This is a genomic window from Bacteroidales bacterium, assembly GCA_018334875.1.
Taxonomy (GTDB): Bacteria; Bacteroidota; Bacteroidia; order Bacteroidales; family UBA12077; genus JAGXLC01.
Window position 1 is genome coordinate 1 of record JAGXLC010000148.1, and the last position, 9,739, is coordinate 9,739.

General features: G+C 38.4%; 8 protein-coding genes. 2 read left to right on the forward strand and 6 right to left on the reverse strand.

Annotated elements, in window-relative coordinates:
* Positions 1-69 precede the first annotated feature (69 nt).
* The 5 genes from KGY70_12110 to KGY70_12130 all read right to left on the reverse strand — a co-directional run bounded on the left by KGY70_12110 (position 70) and on the right by KGY70_12130 (position 4,602).
* Entirely contained in the window at positions 70-1,113 is a 1,044-nt protein-coding gene (locus KGY70_12110; protein MBS3775926.1) for an HlyC/CorC family transporter, read from the reverse strand.
* Positions 1,114-1,139: 26 nt separating this feature from the next.
* The gene (locus KGY70_12115) at positions 1,140-1,715 is read right to left on the reverse strand and encodes a nicotinate-nucleotide adenylyltransferase (protein ID MBS3775927.1); all 576 of its coding nucleotides are present in this window, start codon (positions 1,713-1,715) and stop codon (positions 1,140-1,142) included.
* 17 nt (positions 1,716-1,732) lie between these two features.
* Positions 1,733-2,302 (reverse strand): guanylate kinase, encoded by a 570-nt coding sequence (gene gmk / locus KGY70_12120; GenBank protein ID MBS3775928.1) that lies wholly within the window; start codon positions 2,300-2,302, stop codon positions 1,733-1,735.
* A 20-nt stretch (positions 2,303-2,322) separates the two neighbouring features.
* Positions 2,323-3,198, reverse strand: coding sequence for a YicC family protein (locus KGY70_12125; GenBank protein ID MBS3775929.1), 876 nt, complete (start codon positions 3,196-3,198; stop codon positions 2,323-2,325).
* A gap of 72 nt (positions 3,199-3,270) precedes the next feature.
* Complete coding sequence (locus KGY70_12130; protein MBS3775930.1) at positions 3,271-4,602, reverse strand: MATE family efflux transporter; 1,332 nt, start codon at positions 4,600-4,602, stop codon at positions 3,271-3,273.
* Positions 4,603-5,103: 501 nt separating this feature from the next.
* Between KGY70_12130 and KGY70_12135 the strand changes: the two genes are divergently transcribed.
* Together KGY70_12135 and KGY70_12140 are read left to right on the forward strand one after the other, a co-directional pair.
* Positions 5,104-6,894, forward strand: a complete 1,791-nt coding sequence (locus KGY70_12135; GenBank protein MBS3775931.1) for a DUF3078 domain-containing protein — start codon at positions 5,104-5,106, stop codon at positions 6,892-6,894.
* A gap of 499 nt (positions 6,895-7,393) precedes the next feature.
* Positions 7,394-9,136 carry an oxaloacetate decarboxylase gene (locus KGY70_12140; GenBank protein ID MBS3775932.1) on the forward strand — a complete coding sequence of 581 codons (1,743 nt, stop codon included), beginning with the start codon at positions 7,394-7,396 and terminating at the stop codon, positions 9,134-9,136.
* 389 nt (positions 9,137-9,525) lie between these two features.
* Here the strand turns inward: KGY70_12140 and KGY70_12145 are convergent.
* Positions 9,526-9,739 (reverse strand): dihydroorotate dehydrogenase (locus KGY70_12145; GenBank protein ID MBS3775933.1); only part of this gene is annotated, 214 nt, incomplete at its 5' end.

Sequence of the window (9,739 nt, forward strand, 5' to 3'; positions counted from 1 at the left end):
CAAGCCTTGCCAGCGAACATTCTAGACGAGACTCTTTCAAATATCCTTGACTTTATGGACAAACACTTTTTAAATCAATCCCAACCGCTTGGCCCTTCTTTCCCATATTTGCATAGCCTGTTTTTGCATATCTTCTATATTGTCAAGCTCATCAACGATTTCAGTCCCAAGAAGGGTTTCTATAACGTCCTCCATAGTCACGATTCCGGACATCTCTCCATATTCACCCACCACCATGGCTATATGCTCCTTCTGCTGAATTAATTTATAAAACAGCCGAATGATGGGCATTTTTTCATTCACTACCATAATATTTCTGCTCAGGTATTTTAATTGTATCTCCCACTTATTCTCGATCATATTTTGCATAAGATCATCCTTGAGCACATATCCGGAGATATTATCTATATTTTCCCTGAAAATAGGAATTCTGGAAACCCTAATTTTCTCATGTTTTTCAAAAAAATCTTTGACGGTAGTGTCTTCAGAGGCTGATAAAACCACTGTTCTGGGAGTCATAATACTTTTCACAACAATATTATTGAACTTCATTAGGTTCATTAAAATCTGTGATTCCTCCTTCTTAAATATGCCTTCCTGAACTCCAATTTCTGCCATAGCCTGAAATTCAGCCCGGCTCAGTATAGCACTGCCTTTTTGTTTATTCAGAATCTTGGTAACAAACTTACTTAAAATAATAAACGGATATAATGGGGAATATACCAACACCGTCAGTGTACGGGCAGTAAAGGGAGCCAGCTTCTTCCAAAAACTGGCACCAAGGGTTTTGGGTATGATCTCTGAAAATATCAAAATCAATATCGTCAATACTGCAGAGGTAATTGACAAGTACTCGTTTCCCCATACTTTTTGTGCCTGAGCTCCAACACCTGCCGCCCCAATTGTATGGGCAAAAGTATTCAGGGTCAGTATAGCCGATAGAGGCAAATCTACTTCTTCCTTAAATTTTTTCAGGCTCTTGGCATAAGACTTGTTTTCATTAACCCTGGCTGCTATAAAAGAAGGGGTGATACTTAACAATGCAGCCTCAAGCAAAGAACATAAAAAAGAAAAAAAGAGTGCAATAAGAAGATATACAATCAATAATGTCATAAGGCTTCGGGCTTGGTTAATTTAATTCATTTTTCGTAAAAATGGTTTTTTTTTAGATATTTATACACTTTAGCGGGCAAAAAGTACCTCACATCTTTTCCCCGTTTAATTGAATTACGAATAAAACTGGAGGATATTTCAATCAGGGGAGCATTTACAAAAGTAAAATCATATTGTTCAGCGTATTCAGAGGGATCAACTTCGGCTCTGGGATACACATAAATGGGATAATGCTGAACCAATTCAGTAAAATTTTTCCATTTATGAAGATAAATCAGGTTATCGGAGCCCAATATAAGGTTAAAGTTATATTGGGGATATTTCTCACTTAAGTAATTAAGCGTATTAATGGTATAGGAAGGTTTGGGCAGATGAAATTCAATTTTGGAAGGGCTTATCTGCATATCCTCCTCCAAAGCCAGTTGAGCCATATAATATCTGTGATGTTCGGCAAGTAAGTTTTCCTGGGTTTTAAAAGGGCTTTGCGGACTTATAACCAGCCATATCTTTTCAAGATCGGTAAATTCAGCAAAATAGTTGGCAACTGCAAGATGCCCAATATGAATGGGATTAAATGAACCAAAAAATAGTCCTACTTTCATAATATCCACCATTAGATTTATATATGGAGAAAATTTTTGATGATCTGATCAGCATCTTCCACCGCTCTGGTTAATTCATCGTTATGGAGTATCACGTCGAACCGGTCGGCATATTTTAATTCGGCCCTTGCCTTTTCCACCCGAATTTTTATGTAATCTGAGTCATCCGATGAACGGTTCCGCAATCGTTGCTCCAATGCTTCAACCGAAGGAGGCATAACAAAAATGGCCAACGCTTCTTTCCCGTATAATTGTTTTAAATTAAGCCCTCCTTCCACATCAATGTCAAAAATCACATTATTCCCTTTATTGCGTATTCTTGCTACTTCGCTTTTTAATGTACCATAATAATGGCCTTTATAAACTTCTTCCCATTCAACAAATTCATCATTTTCAATCTTTGCTTTAAATGTTTCTCTAGAAAGAAAATAATAATCTTTCCCATCTATTTCATTATTCCTCCGCGGACGGGTACATGCCGATATGGAAAACTCCAGGTTCAGGTATTCTCTTTGAAGCAATCGCTTGACAATAGTTGTTTTTCCTGAACCGGAAGGAGCTGAAAATATGATTAACTTTCCATTCATTGGGGCGGAAAAGTTATAAATTATAATACATTCATCACTTGTTCCCTGATCTTCTCAACCTCATCTTTCATCTGTACCACAATCTTTTGAATATCCGAATCATTGGCTTTGGATCCAATGGTGTTGATCTCTCTTACCATTTCCTGGATAATAAAATTTAATTTTTTCCCGCCAGACTCATTATTTTCAAGCATTTTAAGAAAATAATCCATATGATTTTTTAATCTTACCTTCTCTTCGGTAATATCCATTTTTTCAAGATAATAAACCACTTCCTGTTCAAATCTGCCCCGATCGATCTCCATGTCATTTTTGATTTCATTCAATCTCTCGTTCAATCGCTCTTTAATTGCTTCAATCCTTCTATTCTCAAATGAATCGACAGAATTCAGCAAATCGATCAGGACATTTATTCTTGATTTAAAATCCTTTTCTATGGCGGCACCCTCTTGCCTTCTAAATTCCAGGCATTTATTCAGTGCCTCTTGCATACATTTCTGTATAAACTCCCATTCTTCCTGATCAAGTTCTTCCTCTTCTTTCTCAAAAGCCTCGGGCATTGTAAGGGCCGTGCTGAGTAATTCCGAATCAAAAGAAATTTTCATATCTTCGGAGAAACGCTTAATTTGTCGTATATAATTCTTGACAACCGGTGCATTGATGGTCCCGGCTTTCTCTTCATCCGTAATTTCGTAGTTAACAACACATGTAACCTTACCCCGTTGCAAACTATCCACCATCATTTTTCGCAAGTCCATTTCTTTTTCCCTTATCTTATAGGGCAATTTCATATTGATATCGCACTGCTTGCTATTTAATGACTTAATCTCAACAGCAATCTGTTTATTCCGAAAACTCTTCTGAGCTTTACCATATCCTGTCATTGACTGTAACATAGAATGATGTGCATTTAAATTGTTGCTGCAAAGGTATAATAATCCTTCTAATACACAATTATTAATTTCCGGTTATCCCACCACCACCTTGTTTTTCCATTTACCTGTCAAGTAATAGGCATAGGACATCAGCAGGCCCATAAACCACCCAATTGGAATTGCCCACCATATACCGGTTTCACCAAATCTTTGTGACAGCAGGTATGCCCCCGGAATTCGAATGGCCCAAAGGGATAAAATTGTGGTGATCATAGGTATCAAAGTAGCTCCCGCACCCCGGAGAACGCCAGAAGTGGAAAACATTGCAGAAAATATCAGATAAAACGAACCTACAATGGTAAGATATTCCCGGCCGACCTGGATAACCTGAGGATCTTCGGTAAACAACCCCATAATAAAATCTCCAAACATAACAACGACCAGGGTCACGGTAATGGAGACAACTGAGGACATTTTTAAGGTGGCAATATACCCGGGTTTTACACGAAATTCTTTTTTTGCTCCAAGATTTTGACCCACAAAGGTGGCCAGGGCATTTGCAAAATTCATAGCAGGTAAAGTGGCCAGGGAATTTACCCTGGCTGCAACAGAATAAGCTGCGATAACATTGGTGCCAAAATCATTGACAATCCAAACGAGAGCCATCATTCCCGCCGCTATTACAGTTTGCTGGATCCCTGTAGGCAATCCTATTCTCAGGGTTTTCCGAAATAATGATTTGTCAAATCTAAGTTTGAACAGGGAAAGCTGAATGATTTGATGGGTTTTATTCAGATAGAATATCGCGGTCACAAATGCTCCGCCCTGAGCTATGATGGAGGCAAAAGCCACGCCGGTAATTCCCCAGCCAAAACCAATCACAAATAATAAATCAAAACCAATATTGAATACAGTGGAGATAATAAGAAAATACAACGGAGTCATGGAATCGCCCAATCCACGAAGGGAAGCACTAATGCCCATAAACCCGAAAAAAGCAATAACCCCACCGAAAAAGACTTTCAAATATTGTTCTGCCATAGGAATCACTTCCTCCGGCAGTCTTAAAAGAAGAAAGATTTCCCTGCTGAATCGGATTCCCAATATACTGATCCCAATGGAGGAAAAAAACAGGAAAATGAGCAGCGTTTCTATGGAACGTTTTACCTTTTCATCCTCCCCTGCTCCAAAATATTGGGATATTACCACCGTACTCCCGGAGGTAATTCCCAAAACCAGTGAAAAGAATACAAATATTACAGGAAATGAAGCTCCTACAGCAGCCAATGCTTCTTTTCCAATGTAATTTCCCACTATAATGCTATCTATGATATTATAAAGCTGATGAAAAACATTTCCCAGCAGCATTGGCAAGGCAAATCTCAGAATGAGCTTCCCCTCATTTCCCCTTGTCAAATCCTTCATTATTATTGTGGTAAAGTTTCCATATTGTTCTTCACAACAAAGTAAGGAAAATGTTTATAACTAACCCTTATATCACCTTATAAACAGTTTGCCAATAATACCCTACATCCTCTCACCTTCAAACTCAACTGTAAAAAGCTCATAACGGGAGCTTCACTCACCATTTTAACCCCGCATTAGAAAAACCGGCTTTTTGCAAAATTTATTGAAGCAAAAAGCCAGGTTTTTCAATAGCGTCAGAATTATTCTTGAATAATTCGGGTTAAGACCTCACTGAAGCTACTTATAAAATCAATCAAAAAATCCATAAAAAGAAAATCCTGATCAGGAAAGAATGGCCTAATATTTGGGATAATTATCTTTTGTTTTGATATGAATATTTCTGTTTTTGACCATATATCCACTGATATATATCAATATCATGGTTTAACTTTTTGCAAAATTATTATTTTATCAAAATTTGAGATAAATTTCCCCCGTTTTACTTATAAATTTTTTACGATGAAAAAGGGAATCAGCGCGATTTTTGTATTGATCATGTTATTCGGGTTTCAACTGGAGGCCATTGGTATTCAAAGCATAAACACTCTCCCCTCGGAACCAGGTAGCATCGAAGCAACCATACGATCAACACAACAGGAAGACACCACAAGTTTGGTGAATACAACCGACACCATCTCGCCTGCTGAAAACGATACGATAGACAGAACATTAGTGGATACCTTAAGTCAGGATAGCTTGGTTCTGGATACCCTAATTCAGGATACCCTGGTAAAAAAATTTTTGGGAGATACCTTAAAAAAAATAATACAGGGAGACACTACCTATATACTGATTCAGGACACTTTGCCTGAGCCAAAAATTGACACCCTTATTCTGCGCGATACACTTATTGTTAGAGACACCATTGAGAAAAAATTGCCGGATTCTCTGACTTACTTTATGTTTAAACCCGAAACAAAACTGGATAGTGCAGTGGCTTACTGGAATCAATATGCCCTTAAAGATACCGCCTCGACATTGACTGACAGCATAAAAAACAAAATTGAAAAATTTCTTTTTTATGCAAAAGCGCATCCTGTTGATACCACCAAAGAGTTCATAGAAGAGTACCTGAAAACCGATACCATTTTTAATTTCTATAAAGATTCATCTCGTTTGGCGGTGAATGACTCCTTATACCAATACCTTTCCTACTTGTGGAATACCACCAAAAAGGATTCGATTCAATTCACCCTTTTCAATGAATCCAACGATTCAATTGATCTATGGCTTACCAAAGACCCAAAAGATTCTTCCAGGTTTATGCTTTACGACAGGAAAGATTATCCGGCAGGAGTATGGATTAAACCCCGGAATAAAAATTCATTGAGGCTCGCATTTGTAGACGATGTAAGTATCACAGAAACAAGGCAACAGGAAACGATCAGAGAAATGTTGCCTATTAATATGAATGATTACGATTTGGTACAACAGGAGCATGTCGATATGATTTTTCCCGATTGGGATCTGGATGGTATTACCAATCTCCAATTCAACCAGGGCTTTATTTCTTCCAACTGGGCCAGGGGTGGCGAAAGTTCTCTGAATACTATATGGAACACAAGATATAGTGCGAATTATACGTACGGTAATCTAATTTCATGGGATAATGACCTGGAATATAAGATAGGCCTGTTGAAATCCGGCGACAAAAAATTAAGAAAGAATGAAGATCAACTGGAGATTAATTCCAAGTTTGGAAGCAATGCTGTTGAAAACTGGTACTATAGTTCATTGTTTAATTTTCAGACCCAATTCTTTAAAGGCTATAATTATCCCGATACGGAAGATCCCGTATCGGGTTTTCTGGCACCCGCATACATGGTATTTTCCATAGGTATGGATTACAATCCCAAGGACCCGCTAACCATTCTACTTTCACCTGTATCTTACAAAGCCACCATGATGAGGGATACAGTAAAATTTGACCAGACCAGATTCGGCATTCCTCAAGAGCAAAAAAACAAAAAAGAACTGGGAGCTTACCTAAAGTCAATCTTTACAATCGACTTTAACAGTGATATTAGTATGAGGAATAAAGTAAACTTCTTTATTAATTACCTGGGAAAAAATGAAACACTGGATGTTGATTATGAAGTAAACTTGAATATGGCAGTTACGGAGTTGATCACTACCACCATTAACATGCACTTAATTTATGACAGAGACGTAAGCCCTAAAATACAGTTTAAAGAAAATATAAGTGTGGGGTTCTCCTATAAATTCAGAACGCTCTATCACGGTTTTTAAGTTTGATCATTTGCTCTATTTTGCCAATTTAGCCGCCTTTACAGTCTGAACTCCTTTTTTTCTTGATGAAAATACACTGAAAGCTATTCTGCAGAATGAAAAAAAGTCAGAAACCTTAAGGTTTCTGACTTTTTAATGCCCACTTACTAACCCATAAGTGATTTGAAAACTAAACCCAATTGCAAATACAGATTACGGAAAATAATCTATTTATTTAAACGTGAAAAAAGATAAATTGTTGCAAATATTGGAAAAAAAATTATAGTTAATTATTCAAAAACAGTAAATTAATATACAAGAACATACCTTTTTAACCTAAACTTTTACTTTAATGAGAAAAGTCATAACTTCCATAACCATTATTTAATCATCTTTGCAGAAGAAAAAAAAATTCTCCTCTCGAAAACTAACAGGTTCCAGCAACTTTTATCCCCATTTTGGAGTTTAACTCCTATATAGAGGTGAAAATATTTTAAAATCGAACTTCGCTGAAAAGGATATGAAGAAGAACATAAAATTCAGTCTGGTGTACAGAGATATGTGGCAATCCAGCGGAAAGTATGTACCAAGGGCAGATCAATTACAAAGAATTGCCCCCGTCTTAATTGATATGGGGTGCTTTTCACGGATTGAAACCAATGGAGGGGCATTTGAACAGGTAAATCTTTTGTACGGGGAAAACCCAAACAAAGCCGTCAGAGAATGGACCCAGCCCTTCAATGAAGCTGGTATTCAAACTCATATGCTTGAAAGAGCATTAAATGGCATAAGGATGTATCCGGTTCCGGCAGACCTGAGGAAGCTGATGTTTAAGGTAAAGAAAGCACAAGGGGTTGACATAGCCCGTTCATTCTGTGGATTAAATGATCACAGGAACCTGGAATTATCGGTAAAATATGCCAGAGAAGCCGGCATGATTTCTCAGGTGGCTCTGAGCATAACCCATTCTCCTGTTCACACCGTTGATTATTATATGGGAATAGTGGACAAAGCAGTGGAATATGGTACCGATGAAATTTGCCTGAAAGATATGGCTGGTGTAGGAAGGCCTGTCACCCTCGGGAAACTGGTAAAAAATATAAAAGACAGACATCCCGGTTTGCTTGTTCAATATCACGGGCATTCCGGACCGGGATTTTCCGCAGCCTCCATGTTGGAAGTGGCCAAGGCAGGAGCAGATTACATTGATGTAGCTATGGAACCCCTATCATGGGGGATGGTCCATCCTGATGTAATAACCATCCAGGCCATGCTCAAAGATGCCGGTTTTAATGTGCCGGAAATTGACATGAAGGCTTACATGAAAGCCCGTGCACTTAACCAGGAATTCATCGATGATTTTCTGGGTTACTTCATCAATCCCAGAAACCGATACATGTCCTCTCTGCTTGTTCAGGCAGGATTACCCGGAGGTATGATGGGAAGCATGATGGCTGATCTGCAAAACGTTAAGCAAGGGCTGAACCAAACCCTTCATGCCAATGGAAAAAATACGCTCTCCGAGGATGAACTTTTGGTCAAATTATTTGATGAAGTTCGCGAAATATGGCCAAAGCTGGGTTATCCACCCCTTGTTACTCCATACAGCCAATATGTAAAAAATATTGCGCTATTGAATGTAATGCAAGAGATGCAGGGCAAAGCAAAATTTCAGATGATCGATAACAATGCATGGGAAATGATATTGGGAAAAGCGGGAAAGTTGCCCGGTCCCCTCTCCCCCGAAATTATTGAGCTGGCTGAAAAACAAGGAAAATCGTTTTACGAAGGCATACCCCAGGACAACTACCCGGATGAGCTGCATCAATATGAAAAAGAAATGCAGGAGAACGGCTGGGACTTCGGCAAAGACAACGAAGAGCTTTTTGAATTTGCCATGCATGAACGGCAATACAGGGATTACAAGTCCGGAAAAGCAAAAAACAGATTTCAAAAGGAACTCAAACAGATTAAAAAAGAAAAAGGGAATGGCTTTGAAAAAGCAGGGATCTCAAAAGATGTTAATAAGAAAGATGTTACTTCACCCACGATGGGAAGGGTATTTTTCAATATCAACTATTACATCCGGGAACGTCCCGTTGAAGTAGGTACGAAAATCAGCAAAGGAGAAAGAATCTGTTACATTGAATATAACAATACCTACGACGAGATTGTCTCTGATTATGAAGGCGAAATCGCTGATATATTTTGCGATCAGGGAGATGTGGTTTCTAAAGGGGACGTTTTGGTGCGATTGAAGTAACCTCCATACACTGCCTGATATAAAAAGGAAATGAAGCTTACGTGTCGAAAATTTCCACTAACATAGCAATTGACATACATCCCGGAAGAAACATGCGGAAAAGTTACGATATTTAAATTCTTCGTAAAAGGGGCTGCACTTTACCGGCAGCCCCTTTCTTCATTCATTTTTCCCAGCACTAACCCGAATTATTCACAAATAATTCTGACGCTATTGAAAAACCTGGCTTTTTGCTTCAATAAATTTCGCAAAAAAGCCGGTTTTTCTAAAGCGGGGTTGCCTTGCTCCGCTGAAGCTTCGCGAAGGCGAGCCTGCATCCATCCCGCAAACCATTCCGCATTCAAAAACTTTCCCGCTTACCAGCGGGATTCGTTTTTGAATAATGCAGGCTAAAATTCATACTGTTTGATAATCTCTTCAGGATGCATTAAGATATCAACATATTGTGCACGTTTGTATACAAACGGATTCTTTATCTTATCCCTGGAAAGCTTACCCCTAAAATCATCCAGTGAATTGTATCCTTTATCTGACATCCATGTGTCGATTTCATCAAGCATTTTTTGTATTTGTTCAAATTTATTGATATAGATGGTACTGACC

Coding starts and splice junctions, on each gene's coding strand:
- KGY70_12110 (MBS3775926.1), bottom strand. CDS start 1,113: ATGACATTATTGATTGTATATCTTCTTATTGCACTCTTTTTTTCTTTT.
- KGY70_12115 (MBS3775927.1), bottom strand. CDS start 1,715: ATGAAAGTAGGACTATTTTTTGGTTCATTTAATCCCATTCATATTGGG.
- gmk (MBS3775928.1), bottom strand. CDS start 2,302: ATGAATGGAAAGTTAATCATATTTTCAGCTCCTTCCGGTTCAGGAAAA.
- KGY70_12125 (MBS3775929.1), bottom strand. CDS start 3,198: ATGTTACAGTCAATGACAGGATATGGTAAAGCTCAGAAGAGTTTTCGG.
- KGY70_12130 (MBS3775930.1), bottom strand. CDS start 4,602: ATGAAGGATTTGACAAGGGGAAATGAGGGGAAGCTCATTCTGAGATTT.
- KGY70_12135 (MBS3775931.1), top strand. CDS start 5,104: ATGAAAAAGGGAATCAGCGCGATTTTTGTATTGATCATGTTATTCGGG.
- KGY70_12140 (MBS3775932.1), top strand. CDS start 7,394: ATGAAGAAGAACATAAAATTCAGTCTGGTGTACAGAGATATGTGGCAA.